We start from the raw sequence: 21631 nt of genomic DNA, 5'->3' as shown, positions 1-21631 counted from the left end.
CGGCCGCCGGTACGGTGAGCGGGTGACCAGAGCCCGAGCATGACCGCCTCCGCCGACTCCGCCGAGACGCGCCGCCGCGCGGTGCTCGTGGTGGCCGTCCTCGCCTCCTTCGTCGCCTTCCTCGACGGCACCGTCGTCAACGTCGCCCTGCCCGCGATCACCCGGGAGCTCGGCGGCGGGCTCGCGGTGCAGCAGTGGGTGGTCGACGGGTACCTGATCACGCTCGGCGCGCTGATCCTCGTGGCCGGCTCGCTCGCCGACCGCATCGGCCGGGCCCGCAGCATGACCATCGGCCTGATCGGCTTCGGCGTCACCTCGCTGCTGTGCGCGCTGGCCCCCACCGCCGAGGTCCTCATCGTGGCGCGGATGCTCCAGGGTGCCGCCGGCGCGATCCTCGTGCCCAGCTCGCTCGCCCTCATCATCGCGACCGTCCACGGCGCCGCGCAGGCTCGGACCATCGGTGCGTGGACGGCCTGGACCGGCACGGCGACGATCGCCGGGCCCGTGCTCGGCGGCCTGCTGGTGGACGCGGGCTCGTGGCGGTACGTCTTCGCGCTCAACCTGCTGCCGATCGCGGTGACGCTGGTCCTGCTGCGCAGGCTCGGCGCGGTCGACTCGGGGACCCGGGTGCCCATCGACGGCGTCGGCGCGGTGCTCGGGGTGATCGGCCTGGGAGGGCCGGTGTTCGCGCTGATCGAGCAGGAGCGGCTCGGGATCCAGCATCCGCTCGTGCTGACCGCCCTGATCGGGGGAGTCGCCGCCCTCGTCGCGTTCGTCGTGTGGGAGCGGCGCGCGGCGCATCCGATGCTGCCGCTGTCGCTGTTCGCGTCGCGGAACTTCACCGTCGGCAACGTCTCGACGGCGTTCGTCTACGGCGCGCTCTCCTTCGGCTTCTTCGCGCTGGGCCTGTTCCTCCAGCAGACCCTGGGCTTCTCGGCGACCCTGGCCGGGCTCGCGACGCTCCCGCCGACGATCCTGCTGCTCCTGCTCTCGCAGATCTCCGGGTCGCTGTCGGCGCGGTTCGGCCCGCGGCTCTTCATGGGCGTCGGACCGCTGATCGCCGCGGCCGGGTTCCTCCTGCTCTCCTTCGTCGACGAGGGCGCCGACTACGCCACGCAGCTGATGCCGGGGATCCTCCTCTTCGGCTTCGGCCTCGCGGTGACGGTCGCTCCGCTGACCTCGACGATCCTCGGCGCGGTGGAGGACGGGCACAGCGGAGTCGGCTCCGCCGTGAACAACGCCGTCTCGCGCATCGCCGGGCTGGTCGCCATCGCCGCGACCTCGCTCGTGGTCGGCGACTCGCTCGATGTCGAGGGCTTCTCCCGTGCCGCCGTCGCGACCTCCGCCCTCCTGGTAGCCGGGGGCGTCGTCTCCCTCCTCGGCATCCGCAACCCGGCTCCCGCCGACCGCTGACGACTGCTCGGGGAGCGTCTCCGACCCCCGTCCGGGGTGCGGCGCTCCGTGTTCACGCGGTGTCCGCCGATCCTTCGACGGAACGTGGATGAAATAGTTGTCGCTACATGGAATACTGATCGACGTCGATGCGCTTGCATACATCGGACGGGGACGCTCTCCCCGCGACGACCGTCACACTCGAGGAGAAACCATGACCGACACCGTCACCATCCCCGGCTACAAGGCCGGCACCTGGGTCATCGACCCCACCCACAGCGAGGTCGCGTTCAGCGTCCGCCACCTGATGATCAGCAAGGTCAAGGGCAAGTTCGAGCGCTTCACCGCCACGTTCACCACCGGCGAGAACCCGCTCGACTCCAAGGTCGAGGCCACCGCCGAGGTCGCCTCCGTCAACACCAACGAGCCCAACCGCGACGGCCACCTCCGCACCGGCGACTTCTTCGAGGCCGAGAAGTACCCGGAGATCCACTTCGTCTCGACCGCCGTCCGCCCGAACGGCGACGACTTCCTCGTCGACGGCGAGCTCACCATCAAGGGCACCACCAAGCCCGTCACCTTCGAGGTGGAGTTCGGCGGCTTCGGCACCGACCCGTACGGCAACTACAAGGCCGGCCTCACCGCCAAGGCCACCATCGACCGCACCGACTTCGGTCTGACCTACAACGCGGCCCTCGAGACCGGTGGCGTGCTCATCGGCGAGAAGGTCACCATCACCCTCGACCTGCAGGCCGCCCACCAGGCGTAGTCCGAGCCGATCGACCGGAGCCGTCCCTCCCCCCGGGGAGCGGACGGCTCCGTCGTTCCCGGAGCCGGTCCGGGATCAGAGGATGCCGAGCTCCGTCAGCTGCTCGGAGATGCCCGCGCCGTCGGGCGCGAAGACCCAGGTCGTGCCGCTGGTCAGGGAGCGGTCCTCGGCCTTGGAGCGGCCTCCCGCGAGCACCGCCTCGCCGGTGGAGAGCTGGCGGATCGCGATCGCCGCGACCTTGTCGGGGTGCTCGTCCGCGAAGTCGGAGTAGATCTCCTCGTCGTGCTGCCCGTCGTCGCCGACCAGCAGCCAGCGCACGTCCGGGAACTCGGCCGCGAGTCGGCGGAGGTTCATCTCCTTGTGCTGCTTGCCGCTGCGGAACCAGCGGTCGTGCGTCGGGCCCCAGTCGGTCAAAAGGAGCGCTCCGGCCGGGTACAGGTGCCGCGACAGGAAGCGGGTGAGCGCCGGGGCGACGTTCCACGCGCCGGTGGAGAGGTAGATGACCGGGGAGCCCTCGTACTGCCGGGCGAAGCGGTCGAGGAAGACCGCCATGCCGGGCGTGGGCATCCGGGCGTGCTCGTCGAGCACGAAGGTGTTCCAGGCGGCGACGAAGGGGCGGGGGAGCGCGGTGACCATCACCGTGTCGTCCACGTCCGACACGACGCCCAGCCGCGCCTCCGGACGCACGATGAAGACGGGCGCCTCGACGGGCTTCGAGCCCGCGGTCGAGAAGGTGATGGTGTGCCAGCCGGGCTCGAGCGTGATCGGGAGGTCCGCGTCGACGACTCCGCCGCGGTCGGCCGTCACCCGGTGGGTCTGCCCGTCGGCCTCGACGGTCACGACGGCCCCGCTCACGAAGACGCTGGTGAAGCTCCGCCAGCCGCGCACGCCCTCGACGGGGCGGACCTCCTCGACCCCGGGAGGGGTCGGCCGCGTGTAGAGGACGCGGGCCAGGACGCGCAGCTGCGTCGTCGAGCCGTAGCCGGTGTAGGGGATGACCCTCGGGACGTAGCCCTTGCGCTTCACGCGCCTCATCCGGAAGGAGTGGAGTCGGTCCTCGAGGCGGGCGGCGCGGTGCATGACCTCCGCCTTGCCTGCGCTCAGGGGCTTGCTCTCGGGCGTCAGCGGCATCCGCCCAGTCTGTCAGACCGGATGCCGGACCGCGGATCGCGCTCTCACGCGATCGTCAGGCTCCGGTGGGCTCGATCAGGTCGGGGCCGTTCGCCGAGACGGAGCCCACGGCTGCACCGACGCCGTGCACCTCGAGCTCCTCTGCCAGCTCGGCCGCACCCTCGGCGGCCGCGCGCAGCAGCTCGCCGTCCCCGGGGGACGCCGGGTCCAGCCAGTCCTCGATCAGCTCCGGCTGCAGCAGCACGGGCATCCGCTCGTGCACCTCGGCGAGCGGCCCGGCGGAGGGGCGGGTGAGGACCGTCGCCGAGAGCAGCCACGGAGAGCCCGGCTGGGCCGAGCGCCACCACTCGTAGAGACCGGCGAAGAGGAGGAGCGAGCCCTCGCCCGGCGAGACGTAGACGGGGGCCTTCGCCCCGTCCGCGCCGACCCGCCACTCGTACCAGCCCGAGGCGGGCACGATCGCGCGCCGGGAGGCGTAGGACTCGCGGAACGACGGCTTCTCGGCGACGGACTCGATCCGCGCGTTGAACAGCGGCGGCCCCGCGGACGGGTCGGCGGCGGAGCGGGGCACCAGGCCCCAGCGGGCTCCGGCGAGCCGACGCCGCGGCGGGCTGCCCTCCTCGACCCCCTTCATCGACTCCGCGACGACGGCGATCCGCTGGGTCGGCGCGATGTTCCAGGACGGCTCCGGAAGGTCGGCGCCCGGCTCGTCGATGTCGAAGAGCGCCACCAGGTCGGCGGTGGTCTGCGAGAGGACGAAGCGTCCGCACATGGTTTCTCCCGGGTGGATCGGACCCGCGGAGCCGTCGCCCTTCCGGGGGCGCGAAACACGAGGGACTTTCGATGAGACGACCCCGACCGGCGGTCGCCGTGCGTACGATTGTAGGAACCACGACCGAAGGAGCCCGCCGTGCCTCTTGGAAACCTCGTCGATCGACCGTTCGGTGAATCGTCCCAGGTCCGCAACGAGCCGGTGCAGGTGCGCAGCGCCGCCCGTCTCGCCTCGCTGCTCGACGCGGCAGCCGCCGTCGTCGACGAGGTCGGCTTCGACCGCCTGACCACGGCGATGGTCGCCGAGCGCGCGGGAGCCGCGATCGGCACGGTCTACCGCTACTTCCCGGACCGCATCGCCGTCCTCCAGGCGCTGCGCGAGCGGGCTCTCGAGCGCTTCCGCCGCCGCGTCATCACCGAGATCCGCGACACCCACCCGGGCAACTGGTGGGGCGCGGTCGACTGCGCGATCGACGCCTTCTGCGAGATGCACCGCAACGAGCCGGGCTTCCGCTCCATCCGCTTCGTCGACACGATCCACGCCCCCGAGGTCGCGGGCGAGGCGTTCGAGGCCGGCTTCTTCGCCCGCCGCTTCGCCGAGATCCTCGCGTCCGAGTACGGCCTCCCGGGCGGCGCGCAGCTGTCCTTCCGCCTCGAGGTGACCATCGAGGTCGCGGACGCGCTGCTCACGCGCGCGTTCCTCATCGACCCCAACGGCGACCAGCGCTTCATCGATGAGAGCCGCTCGCTGCTGCGCCACTACATGACCTCGCACTACGGAGCCGTCGAGGAGTCCTGACCGGCTAGGACTGTCAAGGCCCTAGTCGCTCCCGGAACATCCCGCAACACTTCGCGGTCCGGGTTGGCAGGCGGCTGCTATTGGTGTTTTCCTTGCCGCCTGGCCCCGTTCGGGGCCGCGGGCCGTGCAACGGCCGGACGCGCGGAGCGAGAGCGGGCACAGTCGTGGACCAGGGACAGATCGGCGCGCACACCGCCGGACGGCGGGCGGCCTCGTGATCGAGTTCCGCAACGTCAGCAAGCAGTACCCGGACGGCACGCGGGCGGTCGACGACTTCTCGCTCGTGCTGCCCTCCCGGCAGACGACCGTCTTCGTCGGCTCCTCGGGCTGCGGGAAGACCACGATCCTCCGCATGATCAACCGGATGATCGAGCCGACCTCCGGCACCATCGAGATCGACGGCGAGGACATCTCGTCCCTGCCCGCCGTCGCGCTCCGCCGCCGCATCGGCTACGTGATGCAGAACTCCGGCCTCCTGCCGCACCGCAAGGTCATCGACAACATCGCGACCGTGCCGCGGCTGAACGGGGTCGCCAAGAAGCAGGCGCACGCCCGCGCGCTCGAGCTGATGGACACGGTCGGACTGGACCGTGCGCTCGCCGCCCGGTACCCCAGCCAGCTCTCCGGCGGCCAGCAGCAGCGCGTCGGTGTGGCGCGCGGCCTGGCGGTCGACCCGAACATCCTGCTGATGGACGAGCCGTTCGGCGCGGTCGACCCTCTCGTGCGCGCCGACCTGCAGCGCGAGACCCTGCGGCTCCAGGACGAGCTCGACAAGACCGTGGTCTTCGTCACCCACGACATCGACGAGGCGTTCCTCCTCGGCGACCAGGTCGTCATCCTCGAGAAGGGCGGCCGGATCGCGCAGAAGGGCTCGCCCGCCGAGATCCTGGCGAACCCCGCGAGCGAGTTCGTCGCCGGCTTCGTCGGCGCCGACCGCGGCAAGCGCTCGCTCCGGATCGAGGAGCGCGACGGCGCCCGCATCGTGGTCGACGGCGACGGGCGCCCGACCGGAGTGCTGCGCGCGCAGGACGGCCCCGCCGCGTGAACTGGGTCGTCAACAACACGGACGCGATCGTCGCGAACCTGCTGGCGCACCTGGCCCTGTCGGTCCCGCCGATCCTGCTCAGCTTCCTCGTCTCGCTGCCGTTCGGCTGGTTCGCGAACCGCTACCGCTGGAGCCGCGGCACCCTGCTGACAGGGCTCGGCGTGCTCTACGCCATCCCCTCGCTGGCCATGTTCATCCTGCTGCCGGTCCTGCTGGGCATCCCGCTCCGCTCGACCGCCAACGTGATCACGGGCCTCACCCTCTACGGTGTCGCGCTGATGGTCCGCACCACCTCGGACGCACTGGGCGCGGTGTCGGACGACGTCCGCCAGTCGGCGACCGCGATGGGCTACTCCGGCTGGGCGCGCTTCTGGCGGGTCGAGTTCCCGCTGGCCGGTCCGGTCCTGCTCTCGGGCCTGCGCGTGGTCACGGTCAGCACGGTCAGCCTGGTAACGGTCGGCGCGGTGCTCGGGATCCAGAGCCTCGGCCTGCTCTTCACCGACGGCTTCCAGCGCGGCATCACCGGTGAGATCGTCACGGGCATCGTCCTCACGATCGTCCTCGCGCTGGTACTCGACGGACTGCTGGTGCTGATCGGCCGTCTCCTCATGCCCTGGACGGCTCTGGACCGCACGCGCCGCTCGCGCAGACCGGTCACGGTCGAGAGGGCGGTGACGTCGTGAACCTCATCGCCGAGGCCTTCGCCTGGATCGCCGACCCCGCGCACTGGACCGGGGTCTACGCGATCCCGACCCGTGTCGCCCAGCACGTCGGCATCAGCCTGCTGGTGCTCGTGATCGCGGCCGCGATCGCGATCCCGATCGGCTACCTGATCGGGCACACCGGGCGCGGCAAGGGCATCGCCGTGCCGGTCGCAGGCGGTCTGCGCGCCCTGCCGACGCTGGGCGTGCTCGTCCTCGCGGCGATGAGCCTGGGGCTCGGCCTCGGCGCTCCGGTGATCGCCCTCGTCGTGCTCGCGATCCCGTCGGTGCTCGCCGGCGCGTACTCCGGGCTCGAGGCGGTCGACCGCCGCACGGTCGACGCGGCGCGCTCGATGGGCATGACCGAGTGGCAGATCCTGACGAAGGTCGAGATCCCGCTGGGGCTGCCGCTGCTGATCGGCGGGCTCCGCTCGGCGGCGCTGCAGATCATCGCGACCGCCACGCTCGCCGACTACATCGGCGCCGGCGGCCTCGGGCAGTACATCTTCCGCGGAGTGAAGTCGGGGGACTACCCGCAGATGCTCGCCGGCTCGATCCTGGTGATCGTGCTGACGCTCCTCAGCGAGGTCCTCTTCGCCCTCCTCCAGCGGCTCGCCGTGCCGCGCGGAGTCGTGCTCGGCCTGGCCGGCACCGCCGGCCGCACAGGTTCCCGCGCTTCGTCGCCCCGACGACGCGCGGTGATGGGAATCCCCATCGAAGAAGGGAAATAGCAATGTTCACAGCACATTTCACGAAGGGCCGTGTCGCGCTCAGCGCACTCGCGGTCGGTGCCGTCGTGGCACTGGCAGGGTGTTCCTCGAGCGATCCGCTCGATGAGGGATCGGGTGCGACTGCGGGCAGCGAGACCATCGTGGTCGGCTCGCAGGACTACTACTCGAACGAGATCCTCGCCGAGATCTACGCGCAGGCGCTGGAGAACGACGGCTTCACCGTAGACCGCCAGCTGCGCATCGGCCAGCGCGAGATCTACCTGCCCGAGATCGAGAGCGGATCCATCGACGTCTTCCCGGAGTACGACGGCAGCCTCCTGCAGGCGCTCGAGCCCGACGCGACGGCCACCACCGCCGACGACGTGTACTCCGCGCTCGGCGACGCGCTGCCCGACGGCCTCCGCGCCCTCGACGCCGCCGAGGCCAGCGACCAGAACTCGTACACCGTCACCCAGGCCTTCGCCGACAAGTGGGACCTGACCGACATCGCGTCGCTCAAGAACGTCACCGACCCGATCGTGGTCGGCGGCAACTCCGAGCTGCAGACGCGGCCCTACGGGCCCGACACCCTGCAGTCGAAGTACGGCATCACGACCACCTTCCAGGCGATCGAGGACAGCGGCGGATCGACCACCGTCGACGCGCTCACCAGCGACCAGATCCAGCTGGCGAACGTCTACACGGCCGACCCGAACATCCAGAAGAACGACCTCGTCGCTCTCGAGGACCCGGACGGACTGTTCGTGGCCGACAACGTCGTGCCGATCGTCTCGAGCAAGATCACGGACGACGCGGCCGAGGTGCTGAACGCGGTCAGCGCGAAGCTCACGGCGGACGACCTCGTCGCCCTCAACTCCGAGAGCGTCAACGAGCAGAAGTCCGCGTCCGCGATCGCGGGCGAGTGGCTGAAGTCGGCGGGTCTCGTCGACTGATCCTCCCCGGATCCACGCCCGGAGGCGCGTCACTCGTCGAGGTGACGCGCCTCCGCTCTGTTCAGGAGCTTCTTCCCGAGGAGCACGAGCAGGGCGAAGACGACGATGACGCCCACGAAGACGTAGCCGGCGCCGTGCAGGCTCTCCGAGAGCTCCCGGTAGCTGCCCGCCGCGGCCGCGCCGACGCCGACGTAGGCGGACGACCAGAGCACGCACGCCGGGATCGTCCAGGCCATGAAGGTCCGATAGCGCATCCCGCTCATCCCCACCGTCAGCGGGATCAGCGAGTGCAGCACCGGCAGGAAGCGCGAGAGGAACACGGCGAACCCGCCGCGCCGCGCGAGGTAGCGCTCGGCCTTCAGCCAGTTCTTCTCGCCGAGCCGGCGTCCCAGGCGCGACGCGCGGATCCGCGGCCCGAACCAGCGGCCGAGGTAGAAGCCGACGGACTCGCCGCAGAGGGCGCCGATGACGACCGTGACGGCCAGCGCCGCGAACTGCAGCGGGCTGGTCACGCCGGTCGCGCTGACGATCACGATCGTGTCGCCGGGGACGACGAGGCCCGCCAGGATCGTGGTCTCGAAGAAGATCGCGAGTCCGGCGAGGAGCGTCCGCCAGACCGGGGGGACGCTGACGACGAAGTCCAGGATCCCGGTGAGGGTGTCGTTCACCGGGCGCCCCCGCCCGCCGGGGACTCGATCGGGGGCTGGGGCCGACGGCGGCTCCGGATGCTCGGCATGGCTCGATCGTAGGGGCGCACGGCTGGGCGGCGGCAGGGCTGCGCCCGGGAGGCCGGTGGACGCCGGGCGGTCAGGGGACGGCGACGAGCGCGGAGGCCGCCGGGCCGGTGCCGTTCGCCGTGACCGCCTGCACCGAGAGGGTGTAGCTGCGGCCCGGGACCAGCTTCGTGAAGGTCTGCGAGCGCTTGGTCGCGGCGACCACGGCGCTCCAGGCTCCGGCTCCGCTCGTGTCGGAACCGTCGCGTGACACCCGGTAGCCGGTGACCGCCGAGCCGCCGGTCCCCGCGGGGGGCGACCACGCGAGCGTCGCCGTGCCGTCCGAGCCCGCCGTGGCGGTGACGGCGGTCGGAGCGCCGGGGAGCCCGGCGGAGACGAGGGTCGCGGTCAGCGTGGTGCTGCTCCCGGGAGTGACGACGCTGTGCGAGGCGGCGCCGCCGTCCGACCAGGACGAGAACCGGTAGGCCGTGCCCGACGCGTCGGTCTGGTCCGGGACCTCCAGCTGAAGGGCCGAGCCCGCCCACGAGACGACGGTCGTGCCTCCGGCGACCTCGGTGCCGTTGACGACGACCGTCCGGCCGGCGGGAGCGGTGGCCAGGGTGGCGGACACCTTCTGCGGGGAGAACGTCCGAGTCGCCGTCGTCGACACTCCGCTCGAGTCCGTCGCGGTGACGCTGATCAGGAGGTCGCTGTCCGCGGCGGCGGCGAGGTCCTCCGGGCCGGGGGCGACGAAGGAGAGGTCGTTCCCCGTCAGCGGCCCGAGGAAGGGATGCGTGTGCTGAGCGTGGCGGCGCTGGACGGTCCAGGTGAGCGCCGAGGCGGGCAGGACGCCGTCCTCGGCGTCGGTCGCCGTGGCGCGGAGGCCGTAGCTCCGGCCCGTGACGAACATCCCTCCGTCGGCGGGTGCGGTGATGCTCACCGTCGGGGCACTGTCGCCCGAGGTGATCCTCGTCGTCGCGGGGGCGGAGACGGCTCCCTTCGGATCGCGGACGCGGAGGGACGCGGTCCAGCTGCCGGCGGCGTAACTGTGGGTGAAGGTCGGGCCGGTCGTGATGCGGTCGGGGGTGCCGTCGCCGAACGACCACAGGTAGGTCAGGGCACCGCCCTCCGGGTCGCTGCTGCCCGAGCCGTTCAGCCGCGCGGCGAGAGGAGCCGCGCCGGAGGAGGGGGCGGCGGTGAGGGCCGCGGTCGGAGCGCGGTTCGCCGCGGCGGTGTAGGCGAGGCGCCGGACCTCGCCGCCGTTCGCGTAGCTGGTGTAGAAGAGGTCCTGGGTCCCGCGCGAGGGACCGAAGGCCATGGCGACGGCGCTGCTGCCGCCGAGGCCGGTCACGAGGTCGCCGGCCGCGCCGGTGCGCCCGAGGGTCCGGATCTTCCCGCACACGTAGTCGCCGAAGAGGTACGCGCCGTCGTAGGCGGCCGGCCAGACGCCGCGGGGGACGTAGGCGCCGCCCGTGATCGAGGCGCAGCCGCTGCTGTGCGCGTAGTCGTGGACCGGGTCGGTGAGCCCGGCGGGCGCCGCGGCTCCGCAGTTCGAGGCCGAGCCGGTCTTCGCGCAGTGGCCCTCACGGGTGTTCCAGCCGTAGTCGGCGCCGGCGACGCCCTGGTCGATCTCCTCCCAGGCGTCCTGGCCCACGTCGTTGATGCGGAAGACGGTGCCGGTCGCGTTCGGGTCGAAGGCCATCCGGAACGGATTGCGCAGGCCGCTCGCGAAGGTCTCGCGGCAGCGCAGGCCCTCGGCGGCCGGGGCGAGCCGGCAGGAGGCGGTCCCGGTGCCCAGGTAGGGGTTGCCGGCCGGGACGCCGCCGGTGAGGGTGATCCGGAGGATCTTGCCGTTCAGGATGTTCGGGTCGCGGGCGGCGTCGTTCCGGCCGCCGCAGCCGCTGCCGCCCGGCGAGCCGACTCCGCCGCGGTAGTCGCAGCCGCCGTCGCCGACGCTGACGTAGAGCAGGCCGTCCTTGCCGATGGCGAGGTCGCCGCCGTTGTGGTTGCTTGCGGGGGAGTAGATGCCGTCGAGGAGGACGCGCTCGGAGGCCGGGTCGATGCGGTCGTCGGTGCCGAGCTGGAACGAGGAGACGCGGTTGCGCGGGGCTCCCGCGGGGTTCACCGTGCCGCCGGCGTTGGTCGGGCAGGAGGAGTCGGAGCCCTTCGCGGTGTAGTAGACGACGACGGTGCGCGAGCCCGGTGCCGGGTCGACCGCGAGGCCGAGCACACCGCGCTCGCCGTTGGCGCAGACCTTCGAGCGCAGGTCGAGGGCCGGAGTGGCGACCAGGCCGCCGGCGCGGATCACCCGGATCGCTCCGGTCTGCGAGGAGACGAGGGTGCGCCCGTCGGTCGTGAAGGCGAGGGCGGTCGGCGCGGGGACGGCCGCCACCCGGGAGTCGGTGAAGCCGGCGGGCACGACGGGAGCGGCGGACGCCGGACCCGCGGGCCCGGCGACGAGCGCGGCGGCCGTGATCGCCAGGACGGTGAGCAGGGCGAGACCGCGGGGGCGGATCCTCGAGCGGGGCATCGGTGACTCCGAGACGGTCGGCGCTGCTGAGCGAGCGGCGGTCTGCGGCGGTGCAGAGGGCGCTGTCGGCGATGACGCGGGGCCAGGATAGGCGCGCGCGGCGGAGGGGCCGTGTCCCCCTTCAGGGTCAACACTGGGGGCTCCGGGCGCGGTGTCCCCGGGCCGCTCACGTCGAGCGGGGCTGCAGTGCGTCGGCCCGCCGGTTCACTCCAGAGCGGGCAGGACCACCGCGCGGACCGCCTCCGAGAACCGGGCGTAGCCGGCCTCGTCGAAGTGCAGGCCGTCGTCGACGAAGAGGGAGGGGTCGACAGAGCCGTCGGAGGTGACGAGCGCGTCGGCGGTGGGGACGAAGGTGACGCGGTCGTCCGTCTCGGCGTAGGCGCTGACCGCGGTGTTGGCGGCGCGGACCTCGGCGCCGACGGAGGCGCGGGCGGGCGTCTCCGCGATCTCGACGTAGAACAGCTCGGCGTCGGGGGCGACCTCCTCCACGCGCTGGAGGTACTCGACGACGGCGCCGGCGGTCTGGGCGCCGGTGCGCGAGCCCTCCTCGCCGCTGATGTCGTTCGCTCCCACGTACACGATCACGGCGCGGGGATCGAAGGGGACGACCATGCGGTCCAGCCACGCGAGGTGATCGGCGACGGTCGTGCCGCCGATCCCGATGTTGTAGGTCTCGAGCGGACGCAGGTCCTCCTTGGAGGTCGTCCAGCGGCCGATCGTGGAGCTGCCCGTGAGGACGATGCTGTGCTGCGGGAACCCGGCGGCGAAGCGCTTCTCGAGACCGGCGACGCGCTCGGCCATGTCGACGGAGGAGGTCGGGCCGGGGTCGGGGGAGCTCGCGGCCGGAGCGCCCGCGCCTCCGCTCCGCGAGGCGAGCGAGAGGGCGATGCCCGCGCCGGCGAGGACCAGCGCGAGCACCAGCAGCGCGACCAGGAGGCGGAGGCGGATGCGGCGGGGGCCGGGGGCGGAGCCGGAGGGCGTCGCTCGAGTCATGGCTCGATCCTCGGGCATCGGCGGGGGCGCGTCGTCCACGAGGAGGCCGTCCGAGGACCCGCGCACCCGGTGGCCGTCTCTCCGTCACCGGATCGCCGTGATCGAATACGCGCAGAACATCACAGAGGATGCACAGCCGTGCGACACTTGCACATCGCCATCGCCATCGTCGCCGCCGGCCGACTTCCGATGGACGATCACGACGAGGACTCATGGCACGCGCACGCATCACCTGGGTGGACACGGCGAAGGGCATCGCGATCATCCTGGTCGCCCTGGCCCACTCCGTGCAGTGGACCACGACGGCCGGGATCGCCCCCGACTCGTGGAACGAGATCAACCTCCTCCTCATCACCTTCCGGATGCCGCTGTTCTTCCTCGCCTCGGGGCTGTTCGCCGGCTCCGTGCTCACCCGGTCGTGGCCGGAGCTCTGGCGTTCGCGGCTGAGCCTGCTGGTCTGGGCCTTCCTGCTCTGGTCCGTGGTGCGGTTCCTCTTCTTCCTGGTGGTGCCCAACCCGGGCGGCACCGACGAGTCCGACCCGCTCGCGCTGCTCCTCCAGCCGGTGATGCCGCACAACGGGCTCTGGTTCCTCTACGCGCTCACGATCTTCTTCGTGGCCGCCAAGCTCGCGCAGGGCCGGATCGACTGGCGGGTGCAGATCGGCATCGCGACCGCGATCGCCGTGGTCTGGTACGCCGTCCGCTCCAGCACCTCCGAGGGCACCGGGAACATCGCCTGGGACGGCATGGCCCGCTACCTGATGTTCTTCCTGCTCGGCCTCTACCTGCGGAACGCGGTGATCGCGTTCGTGGAGCGCCGCGGGATCCTCAGCGGAGTCGGCTTCGGCGTGCTGTTCCTCGTGCTCGCCGGCGTGATCCTCGCCGTCCGCGCCCGCTTCCCGCTGCTGACGATCGGGCTGGTCCTGGTGAGCGTGCTGGCGGTCCTCGCCGGGCTCGTGGTCGCCCGCTTCCTCTCGAACCGGCGCGGCGCGGGCTGGATCACCTTCATCGGCCGCAACACGCTCCCGGTGTACGTGGTGCACGTCCTCTTCGTCTCGCTCGCCACGAGCGCCCTGCTGCTCTTCGACGGAGAGCGCTGGCTCGACGTCATCGGGCCGGTCGTGCCGCTCCTGGTCTGCGGGATAGGCGTCGCGGCAGCACTGGGCTACTGGCGCCTCACCCGCGACCTGCCCGTGCTGAAGTACGGCTTCCAGGCGCCCGCCTGGTTCTCCGGCTCCCGCTCGCGCGTCGACGCCGGCTGACCGCGGGGCGCCCGCCGACGGCGCCTCGGCATCGGCCCCGGGAGTCTCTTGAACGGTTTCCCAGAGCCGATCTCGCGGATGTGCGCCTGGGAATCCGCTGAAGGCCTGTGAGAGGAAGTCTCAGCGCTCCGTCGCCCGCCTGATCGCTCGGCGTCGAGAGGCCGGCGGCGGCTGGTCCGACGGAGGCGAGCCCCGCTCGGCAGTCGCCGCGCGGTGGACTCCCTCGACGTCGAGAGGGACTGTCTCGACGTCGAGCGACCGGTCGGCGGGAGCGCTCGGAGGGGCGTCCGGGGCCACCCCGGAAAGGGTGCCGCCAGGAGCTCGCGGAAGGCCGCACATCCGCCCCAGTACTGGGATCGGAGGCCGTCGGACCCCTTCCGCCGACCTACTCTCGGAGCTGTGAACGAACTCCTGGACCCGCTCCTGCTGTCGAGATGGCAGTTCGGTCTGACGACGATCTACCACTTCCTGTTCGTGCCGCTCACGATCGGCATGGCGCTCACCGTCGCGATCTTCCAGACCTGCTGGGTGCGCACCGGGAAGGTGCACTACCTGCAGCTGACGAAGTTCTTCGGGAAGTTCTTCCTGATCAACTTCGCGATGGGCGTCGTGACCGGGATCGTCCAGGAGTTCCAGTTCGGGATGAACTGGAGCGACTACTCCCGCTTCGTCGGCGACGTCTTCGGGGCCCCGCTGGCGTTCGAGGGCCTGCTCGCCTTCTTCCTCGAGGCGACCTTCATCGGCCTCTGGATCTTCGGCTGGGACAAGCTGCCCGAGAAGCTGCACCTGGCCTCCATCTGGCTGACCACGCTCGGCACCACGCTCTCGGCCTACTTCATCATCGCCGCGAACGCGTTCATGCAGAACCCGGTCGGCTTCCGCATCAACGAGACCAAGGGCCGCGCGGAGCTCACCGACATCTGGGCGCTCCTCACCAACAAGGTCGCTCTCGCCGCGTTCCCGCACACGATCTTCGCCTGCTTCATGGTCTCGGCTGCCGTCATCATCAGCGTCGCGGCCTACCACCTCTCGCGGAACCAGCACCTCGAGACCATGCGCCCCGCGCTGAGGTTCGGCGCCTGGATGATGCTCGTCAGCGGCGGCCTGACCCTGTTCACCGGCGACTCGCTCGGCCTCGCGATGGTCGACACGCAGCCGATGAAGATGGCGGCCGCGGAGGCGCTCTACAGGACCTCCACGGGCGTCGACGCCTCCTTCTCCGTCTTCACCTGGGGCACGCCGGACGGCTCGAGCGAGCTGTTCTCGATCCGCATCCCCTACCTGCTCTCCTTCCTCTCGACGCACACCTTCACCGGCACGGTCGAAGGCATCAACGACCTCCAGGCGCAGTACACCCAGGTCTACGGACCCGGCGACTACACGCCGATCATCTGGGTCACCTACTGGTCGTTCCGCTGGATGATGGCCCTCGGCGTCCTGGCCATCGGCATCGCCGCGGCCGGCCTCTGGTTCACCCGGAAGGGCCGCGAGCCGAAGCAGTGGATGTGGAAGGTCGCGATCTGGGCCGCCCCGCTGCCGCTGATGGCGATGATCGTGGGCTGGGTCTTCACCGAGATGGGCCGCCAGCCGTGGCTCGTGTTCGGACTGCTGAAGACCGCCGACGGAGTCTCGCCCGGAGTGAGCGGCCTCGAGGTCCTGATCTCGCTGCTCGCCTTCACCGCGATCTACGGCACGCTCGCCGTGGTCGAGTTCCGCCTGATCAAGCGGGCCGCGCAGGCCGGCCCCGACGACGCTCCCGAGGTCGACGAGGAGAGCGGTCGCCCGCAGCTCGTCGGCACCGTCTACTAGGAGGCACCCCTCATGGATCTCGCCGTTCTCTGGTTCTGGATCGTCGCGTTCTTCTTCATCGGCTACTTCGTCCTCGACGGGTTCGACTTCGGCGTCGGCATGTCGCTCCCGTTCCTCGGGCGCGACGACACCGACCGCCGCGTGCTGATCAACACGATCGGCCCGGTGTGGGACCTGAACGAGACGTGGGTGATCGTCGCCGGCGCCGCCCTGTTCGCCGCGTTCCCGGAGTGGTACGCCACGCTCTTCAGCGGGTTCTACCTGCCGCTTCTGCTCATCCTGCTCGCGCTGATCGCCCGCGGCGTCTCGTTCGAGTACCGTCACCAGCGTCCGGAGGCGCAGTGGAAGCGGCGTTTCGACACGATGATCGTCGTCGGCTCCGCGGTGCCCGCCTTCCTCTGGGGCGTGGCCTTCGCGAACATCGTGCAGGGCGTCCCGATGGACGCCGACCACAACTTCACCGGCACCGTCCTGGACCTGCTGAACCCCTACGCGCTCCTGGGCGGAGCGACGACCCTCCTGCTCTTCTTCACGCACGGAGTCGTCTTCGTCGCCCTGAAGACGGAGGGGGGTATCCGCGAGCGTGCGCGCCGCCTGGCGACCCGCGCGGGGCTGCTCACCGTGGTCGTCGCCGCGGTCTTCCTGGCCTGGACCAACCTCGGCCAGGGGAGCACCGCCTCCTGGGCGCTCTCGGCGGGCGCGGCCGCGACCCTCGTCGGCGGCTGGCTCGCCATCACGCGGGGCCGGGAGGGACGCGCCTTCGCGCTGCTGGCCGGCACCATCGCGCTCGCCGTGCTCGCCCTCTTCGCGACGCTGTTCCCCGCGGTGATGCCGGCCTCGAACGTCCCCGCCTACGGGCTGACGATCGAGAACGCCTCCAGCACGCCCTATACGCTGACGGTCATGAGTTGGACCGCCCTGGTGTTCGTGCCGCTCATCGTCGGCTACCAGGCCTGGACCTACTGGATCTTCCGCAAGCGCATCAGCCGCGCGCACATCCCGGTCGACGCCCACTGACGTGAAGCCCCTCGATCCGCGCCTGCTCCGCTACGCCCGGGCGGCCCGCGTGTTCCTCCTGCTCGGCGGGGTGCTCGCGCTGGCGAGGACCCTGGCGATCGTCGCCTTCGCGTGGCTCGTGGCGCAGCTGGTGGCCGGTGCGGTCGACGGGAGGAGCGCCGACGATCTCGCGCCGCTGCTGGCCGCCCTGCTCGCGGTCGTCGCGGCGCGGGCGGCTCTCGCCTGGGCGACCGAGGTGAACGCTGTGCGCGGAGGAGCAGGAGCGAAGGCGCAGCTGCGGCAGGCGGTCCTCGCCGCACTGGTCGAGCTCGGCCCGGCGGGCCGCTCCGAAGGGGGCTCGGGCGGGGTCGTCGCGCTGCTGGGCGGCGGACTGGACTCCCTCGACGGCTACTTCGCCCGCTACCTCCCGCAGCTGATCGCCACCGCGGTGGCGACGCCGCTCCTGACACTCGTGGTCTTCCTCGCCGATCCGCTCAGCGCGGTGTTCCTGGTGGTGACCCTGCCGCTCATCCCGGTGTTCATGGTGCTGATCGGCTGGGCGACCCAGGCCGTGCAGGCGCGGCAGTGGGAGCGGCTGCAGGCGCTCGCGTCCGGCTTCGTCGACACCGTCGGCGGCCTCGCGACGCTCAAGATCTTCGGGCGGGCCGAGCGGCAGGCGACGCGGATCCGCGCGCTGACAGAGGACTACCGCGTGCACACGATGAAGGTGCTGCGGGTGACCTTCGTCAGCGGCTTCGTGCTGGAGCTCGCCGGCTCGCTCTCGGTCGCGCTGGTCGCCGTCTCGATCGGGCTGCGGCTCGTCGACGGCTCGCTGGGGCTGGCCGTCGGGCTGTTCGTCCTGGTGCTGGCGCCGGACGTGTTCCTGCCGGTGCGCCAGGTCGGTGCCGAGTTCCATGCGGCGGCGGACGGGGTGCAGGCGGCGGACCGCGGCTTCGCCGTCCTCGAGCGCGCGGCGGCCCTGCCCGCTCGCGGGAAGGCCCCGGCGGCGACGGGGGCGCTCGAGCTGCGGGGTCTCGCGGTCGACGACGGACGCGGGCGGACGCTCGCTCCTGTCGACGCGGTGCTCCCCGTCGGGTCGATCACCGTGGTGACCGGGCCCAGCGGGTCCGGGAAGTCGACGCTGCTCGCCGCGCTCGCGGGCTTCGTGCCCTTCTCGGGCACGCTGCTGCTCGGCGGGTCGCCGGTCGCGGATCTGCGGTCGACGCTCGCCTGGGCGGGCCAGCGGCCCGACCTTCTCCCGGGGAGCGTCGCCTCCGCCGTCGGGCTCGGAGCACTCTCGCCGGACCCCGAGCGCGTGCGGCGGGCCCTGGCGATCGCCGCCGTCGACGTGGACCCCGAGCGCCGGCTCGACGCCGAGGGGACGGGCCTCTCCGGCGGGCAGAGCGCCCGTGTCGCCGTCGCCCGCGCCGTGCACCGCCTGCTCGAGCGCGGGTGCGCGGTGCTGGCCCTGGACGAGCCGACCGCCGCCCTCGACGACGAGTCCGAGCGGGCGCTGCTCGCCGGACTCAGGTCGCTGGCGGAGAGCGGGACGATCGTCGTCGTCGCCAGCCACCGGCCCGCGACCGTCGCGGCGGCCGACGCCGTGATCGCCCTGGCGCCGGCGGAGGCGGTCGCGAGGTGAACCGCTCCGACGTCCTCCGCGCCGCGATGCCCGGGCCGCGCCGCTTCCTGCCGGGTCTGTCCTTCGGGCTGCTCTCCTCCTCCGCCGTCGTGGCGCTGCTGGCCTGCTCCGCCTGGCTGATCGTCCGCGCGGCCGAGCAGCCGCCGATCCTGTTCCTCTCCATGGCCGTCGTGGGCGTGCGGGCCTTCGCGCTGGCGCGGGCCTTCTTCCGCTACCTCGAGCGGCTGACCGGCCACGACGCCGCCTTCCGCGCGCTCGCGGAGCTCCGGGCGGGCGTCTACGAGCGCCTGGTGCCGGTCGCGCCGGACGGGCTGGGCCGCGTGCGCCGCGGCGACCTGGTCTCCCGGGTGGTGGCGGACGTCGACGCCCAGCAGGACGTGCCGCTGCGCGTCGTGCAGCCGCTGGTCGTCGCGGCGCTGGTCGCTGCGGTCTCGGTGGTCGGCGTCTGGCTGCTGCTGCCGGCGATGGGCGCCGTGCTGCTGGCGCTGCTGGTCCTCGCCTTCGCCGGTGGGGCCCTGGGCGCCGGCCGGCTCTCCGCGCAGGCGGATCGCGAGCTGGCGCCGCTGCGCGGGGAGCTCGCCGAGCGCCTCAACCTGCTGGTCACCCGCCTCGACGTGCTCATCGCCTTCGATGCGGCGGGTGACGCTCTGGCGGACGTGGCACGCGCGGAGGAGTCGCTCGCCCGGGCGGCGCGTCGGCGGGCGGCCTCCGCCGGACTGGCCGCGGCCGTCCTCGCCCTCTGCTCGGGCGGTGCGGTCTGGGCGGGCCTCGCGCTCGGGATCCCGGCGATCGGCGACCTCGGCGGTCCGGCGCTGGGAGTCGTCGCGCTCGTGCCGCTCGCGGTCTTCGAGGTCGCCGCCGCCGCGCCGCTCGCCGTGCAGGCGGCGCGCACCGCGCTCTCGAGCGCTCAGCGCCTGGCCGATCTGGACGCCGAGGCGGCGTCGCCGGCGCTCGCGACCGACGCGGACGTGGACCCGGATGCCCCGGCTCCCCGGGGCGCCGGCATCGTCCTGCGCGATCTGTCGGTGAGCTGGCCCGGCGCGCACACGCCCGCGCTGCGGGGCGTCTCGCTCGACCTGCCGGAGGGTGCGCGCGTCCTCGTCACCGGCGGCAGCGGCTCCGGGAAGACGACGCTCGCGCACGCTCTGGTGCGCTTCCTCGACCACTCCGGCAGCTACCTCCTGGGCGGGGTCGAGGCGCGGACGCTGCCGCAGGCGGAGGTGCGGAAGCGGGTCGGACTCGTGGAGCAGCAGCCGTACCTCTTCGACGACACGATCCGGCAGAACCTCCTCTTCGCGCGGCCCGAGGCCGATGGCGCCGTGCTCGAGGCGGTGCTCGAGCGGGTCGGGCTCGGGCCCTGGCTTGCTGCACGCGGTGGGCTCGACGCGCGGGTGGGGGAGCGGGGCTCGCTCGTCTCGGGCGGCCAGGCTCAGCGGATCGCCCTCGCACGCGCACTCCTGGCCGACTTCCGCGTCCTGGTGCTGGACGAGCCGACGGCGTCGGTGGACGCTCCCGTGGCCGACGCTCTGCTCGGGGATCTGCTCCGCGCCGCCGAGGGGCGGACGGTGGTCCTGATCGCGCACCGGGTCGATCCCGGCCTGGAGTTCGACACGCGGATCCGGGTGGCGGACGGCACGGCGGCTCAGGAGCACCGGGCCGCCTGAGCAGGCGCCCGGCTCCGCGGGGCGGTCGGTCCGAGCGGCCGTTCAGCCGTGCTCCGTCGGGACCGAGGCCCGCGCCAGGGAGGCCGCGCGCGCCAGGCGCCCGCCCTCCGCCTCCCAGCGGTCGAGGACCGCGTCCGCCCGGGTCCGCGCCGCACCAAGCAGCCCTGCCAGGAGCGGAGCGACGACGTCGCGGGCCAGCGGGTCGCTCAGCTCGTCCACGCGGGAGTCGCGGACGAAGCCCTCGAGCCGGGTGAGGTCGGAGCCGCGCAGCCACTCGGCTCGGGACTGCAGCAGCACGACGGCCGCCAGCCGCGGCTCGAACACCGCCGGCTCCCACAGCTCGGAGGAGAGGGCTGTCACGTCGTCGTGCTCGAGCGAGCGGAACTTCCTCAGCGCGTCGCGGACGGTGCCGCGGACCGCCCCGACCGAGGCGCCCGTCGAGCCGAGCCCTGCTCCCAGCCGCTCGCGCACGTCCTGCGCGCGCCAGACGTCGCCCTCGTACTCCAGGGCCGAGCGGATAAAGTCGCCGGGGTCGCTCACCCCTCCATCATGCGTCGCGCGTCAGCCCCGGCTGGCCCAGACGGCCCGTCCGATGCCGTCGTACTCGACGAGGCGGCCGTCGTCCTGCAGCACGAGGCGGTAGGGCGCGACGACGCCGGTCTGGCCGATACCGAAGGAGATCCTCGGGAACCGCAGCCAGAGGATCCGGGAGTCGGCCACGTCGAGCCGGCCCTCGGAGCTCATCGAGAAGGCGGCACCGGAGGCGGAGGAGGTGTTCGTCGCCCAGTCCGCGCCGTTCGGCCCGTAGACGACGAAGTTGCCGTCGCGCTGCATCTCGGCCCGCCACTGCCCGCTCGCCGAGGTCAGCCGCGTGCCCGCGACGACGAGGCCGCTCGGGGAGAGCGAGTCGCGCACGACGAGCGCAGCACTGCTCCAGAGGACGCCGGAGTCGTCCGCGATCCGGAGATCGCCCTCGCGGAGGACCATCGTGGCGCCCGGCTCGCCGGACGTGTCCGAGGCCCAGACGGGCGCGCCGTCCGCGGTGTAGACCACGGCGTTCCCGTCGTCCTGCATCCGGAGGACGTTGCCCCGGCCGCGGGTGCCGCTCGCCCAGAGAGCCCCGCCCTGCCCGTAGACGACGAGGTTGCCGTCCGCCTGCATCACCGCCGTGGTGCCTCCCGGGGTGGCGAGCCGGTTCCCCGCGTAGAGGGTGCTGCCGCGGCGGAGGGTGTCGGTGCGCGGCTCGTCGATCCGGCCGCCGATGCTGCTGGCCCAGGCGGCCGAGCCGCTGCGGCGGTAGATCACGAGATTGCCGTCGTCCTGCATCCGCAGCTCGCCGCCCGGGTCGGCCACCGTGCCGCTCGCCCAGACCGGGCGCCCGTCCGCGGCGTACACGACGAGGTTGCCGTCGTCCTGCATCCGCAGGCTGTCGCCGCGCCCCTGCGTGCCCGAGGCCCAGGTGGGACGGCCGCCGGCGGCGTAGACCACGGCGTTGCCGTCGGTCTGCATCACGAGGGAGGAGGCGCCGTCGGGGGACACCAGGCGCTCGCCGCGCGCGAGCTGCTCGCCGGCACGGAGGACCGCGGCGGAGGCGACGGCGGAGGACGCCGAGGGCGGGGCCTCGATCGCGGAGGCGGGCAGCGAGCCCAGCAGGAGCGCGCCCGTGGCGGCGAGCGCCGCGAGGGAGGCGGTCAGGGAGCGGCCGGAGGGGAGGTGCGTCATCGCAGGGGTCCTGTCGGGGAGGGCGGCGG

The 21631-nt window shown here is 72.5% G+C and carries 19 protein-coding genes; 12 read left to right on the top strand and 7 right to left on the bottom strand.

The window, feature by feature from the left end; translation table 11 throughout:
• Positions 1-39: 39 nt before the first annotated feature.
• A complete protein-coding gene (locus C5C29_RS00095; RefSeq protein WP_104223104.1) occupies positions 40-1413 on the top strand; it encodes a DHA2 family efflux MFS transporter permease subunit in 1374 nt (457 codons plus the stop codon).
• A gap of 193 nt (positions 1414-1606) precedes the next feature.
• Positions 1607-2161: a YceI family protein gene (locus tag C5C29_RS00090; RefSeq protein ID WP_104223105.1), complete on the top strand. Its 555-nt coding sequence runs from the start codon at positions 1607-1609 to the stop codon at positions 2159-2161.
• Between the two features lie 75 nt (positions 2162-2236).
• Here the strand turns inward: C5C29_RS00090 and C5C29_RS00085 are convergent, their stop codons facing one another.
• Both C5C29_RS00085 and C5C29_RS00080 read right to left on the bottom strand, forming a co-directional pair.
• Positions 2237-3292, bottom strand: a complete 1056-nt coding sequence (locus C5C29_RS00085) for an App1 family protein (RefSeq protein WP_244229442.1) — start codon at positions 3290-3292, stop codon at positions 2237-2239.
• A 55-nt stretch (positions 3293-3347) separates the two neighbouring features.
• Positions 3348-4064, bottom strand: coding sequence for an SOS response-associated peptidase (locus tag C5C29_RS00080; protein ID WP_104223106.1), 717 nt, complete (start codon positions 4062-4064; stop codon positions 3348-3350).
• A gap of 138 nt (positions 4065-4202) precedes the next feature.
• Here C5C29_RS00080 and C5C29_RS00075 point away from each other — a divergent pair, with 138 nt between their 5' ends.
• The 5 genes from C5C29_RS00075 to C5C29_RS00055 all read left to right on the top strand — a co-directional run bounded on the left by C5C29_RS00075 (position 4203) and on the right by C5C29_RS00055 (position 8271).
• Positions 4203-4862, top strand: a complete 660-nt coding sequence (locus C5C29_RS00075) for a TetR/AcrR family transcriptional regulator (protein WP_104223107.1) — start codon at positions 4203-4205, stop codon at positions 4860-4862.
• Positions 4863-5076: 214 nt separating this feature from the next.
• Entirely contained in the window at positions 5077-5907 is an 831-nt protein-coding gene (locus C5C29_RS00070; protein ID WP_104225631.1) for an ABC transporter ATP-binding protein, read from the top strand.
• Complete coding sequence (locus C5C29_RS00065; protein WP_104307890.1) at positions 5904-6590, top strand: ABC transporter permease; 687 nt, start codon at positions 5904-5906, stop codon at positions 6588-6590. Before C5C29_RS00070 ends, C5C29_RS00065 begins: the two co-directional genes overlap by 4 nt.
• The gene (locus tag C5C29_RS00060) at positions 6587-7339 is read left to right on the top strand and encodes an ABC transporter permease (RefSeq protein WP_104225632.1); all 753 of its coding nucleotides are present in this window, start codon (positions 6587-6589) and stop codon (positions 7337-7339) included. The genes C5C29_RS00065 and C5C29_RS00060 overlap by 4 nt, the downstream gene beginning before the upstream one ends.
• 2 nt (positions 7340-7341) lie before the next feature.
• Positions 7342-8271, top strand: coding sequence for an ABC transporter substrate-binding protein (locus tag C5C29_RS00055; RefSeq protein ID WP_104223111.1), 930 nt, complete (start codon positions 7342-7344; stop codon positions 8269-8271).
• Between the two features lie 29 nt (positions 8272-8300).
• Here the strand turns inward: C5C29_RS00055 and C5C29_RS00050 are convergent, their stop codons facing one another.
• The 3 genes from C5C29_RS00050 to C5C29_RS00040 form a co-directional block, all read right to left on the bottom strand.
• On the bottom strand, positions 8301-8939 hold the full coding sequence (locus tag C5C29_RS00050) for a DedA family protein (protein WP_104223112.1): 639 nt from the start codon (positions 8937-8939) through the stop codon (positions 8301-8303).
• A 139-nt stretch (positions 8940-9078) separates the two neighbouring features.
• Positions 9079-11514 carry a PQQ-dependent sugar dehydrogenase gene (locus tag C5C29_RS00045; RefSeq protein WP_181128714.1) on the bottom strand — a complete coding sequence of 812 codons (2436 nt, stop codon included), beginning with the start codon at positions 11512-11514 and terminating at the stop codon, positions 9079-9081.
• A 204-nt stretch (positions 11515-11718) separates the two neighbouring features.
• On the bottom strand, positions 11719-12507 hold the full coding sequence (locus tag C5C29_RS00040) for a GDSL-type esterase/lipase family protein (protein WP_181065445.1): 789 nt from the start codon (positions 12505-12507) through the stop codon (positions 11719-11721).
• 212 nt (positions 12508-12719) lie between these two features.
• Between C5C29_RS00040 and C5C29_RS00035 the strand changes: the two genes are divergently transcribed.
• The 5 genes from C5C29_RS00035 (at position 12720) to cydC (ending at position 19880) form a co-directional block, all read left to right on the top strand.
• Complete coding sequence (locus tag C5C29_RS00035; protein ID WP_104348320.1) at positions 12720-13769, top strand: acyltransferase family protein; 1050 nt, start codon at positions 12720-12722, stop codon at positions 13767-13769.
• Positions 13770-14168: 399 nt separating this feature from the next.
• Positions 14169-15578 (top strand): cytochrome ubiquinol oxidase subunit I, encoded by a 1410-nt coding sequence (locus C5C29_RS00030; RefSeq protein ID WP_104307889.1) that lies wholly within the window; start codon positions 14169-14171, stop codon positions 15576-15578.
• Between the two features lie 12 nt (positions 15579-15590).
• A complete protein-coding gene (gene cydB / locus C5C29_RS00025; RefSeq protein ID WP_104223117.1) occupies positions 15591-16595 on the top strand; it encodes a cytochrome d ubiquinol oxidase subunit II in 1005 nt (334 codons plus the stop codon).
• A gap of 1 nt (position 16596) precedes the next feature.
• Complete coding sequence (gene cydD / locus C5C29_RS00020; protein ID WP_104307888.1) at positions 16597-18216, top strand: thiol reductant ABC exporter subunit CydD; 1620 nt, start codon at positions 16597-16599, stop codon at positions 18214-18216.
• On the top strand, positions 18213-19880 hold the full coding sequence (gene cydC, locus C5C29_RS00015; RefSeq protein WP_104307887.1) for a thiol reductant ABC exporter subunit CydC: 1668 nt from the start codon (positions 18213-18215) through the stop codon (positions 19878-19880). The genes cydD and cydC overlap by 4 nt, the downstream gene beginning before the upstream one ends.
• Before the next feature lie 42 nt (positions 19881-19922).
• Here cydC and C5C29_RS00010 read toward each other — a convergent pair whose 3' ends face one another.
• Both C5C29_RS00010 and C5C29_RS00005 read right to left on the bottom strand, forming a co-directional pair.
• The gene (locus C5C29_RS00010; protein WP_104307886.1) at positions 19923-20420 is read right to left on the bottom strand and encodes a DNA alkylation repair protein; all 498 of its coding nucleotides are present in this window, start codon (positions 20418-20420) and stop codon (positions 19923-19925) included.
• A gap of 21 nt (positions 20421-20441) precedes the next feature.
• A partial coding sequence (locus tag C5C29_RS00005; RefSeq protein ID WP_219813755.1) for a hypothetical protein occupies positions 20442-21631 on the bottom strand: 1190 nt, incomplete at its 5' end.

It is taken from the genome of Rathayibacter sp. AY1H2 (genome assembly GCF_002931985.1).
GTDB lineage: Bacteria > Actinomycetota > Actinomycetes > Actinomycetales > Microbacteriaceae > Rathayibacter.
The sequence above is the reverse complement of the archived record's forward strand: the minus strand, read 5'-3'. Positions and strand labels throughout refer to the sequence as shown.

Bases quoted from the DNA above. Each gene is read 5' to 3' on its own strand.
- C5C29_RS00095 (WP_104223104.1), top strand. From the start codon at position 40: ATGACCGCCTCCGCCGACTCCGCCGAGACGCGCCGCCGCGCGGTGCTC.
- C5C29_RS00085 (WP_244229442.1), bottom strand. From the start codon at position 3,292: ATGCCGCTGACGCCCGAGAGCAAGCCCCTGAGCGCAGGCAAGGCGGAG.
- C5C29_RS00090 (WP_104223105.1), top strand. From the start codon at position 1,607: ATGACCGACACCGTCACCATCCCCGGCTACAAGGCCGGCACCTGGGTC.
- C5C29_RS00055 (WP_104223111.1), top strand. From the start codon at position 7,342: ATGTTCACAGCACATTTCACGAAGGGCCGTGTCGCGCTCAGCGCACTC.
- cydB (WP_104223117.1), top strand. From the start codon at position 15,591: ATGGATCTCGCCGTTCTCTGGTTCTGGATCGTCGCGTTCTTCTTCATC.
- C5C29_RS00045 (WP_181128714.1), bottom strand. From the start codon at position 11,514: ATGCCCCGCTCGAGGATCCGCCCCCGCGGTCTCGCCCTGCTCACCGTC.
- C5C29_RS00040 (WP_181065445.1), bottom strand. From the start codon at position 12,507: ATGACTCGAGCGACGCCCTCCGGCTCCGCCCCCGGCCCCCGCCGCATC.
- C5C29_RS00035 (WP_104348320.1), top strand. From the start codon at position 12,720: ATGGCACGCGCACGCATCACCTGGGTGGACACGGCGAAGGGCATCGCG.
- C5C29_RS00080 (WP_104223106.1), bottom strand. From the start codon at position 4,064: ATGTGCGGACGCTTCGTCCTCTCGCAGACCACCGCCGACCTGGTGGCG.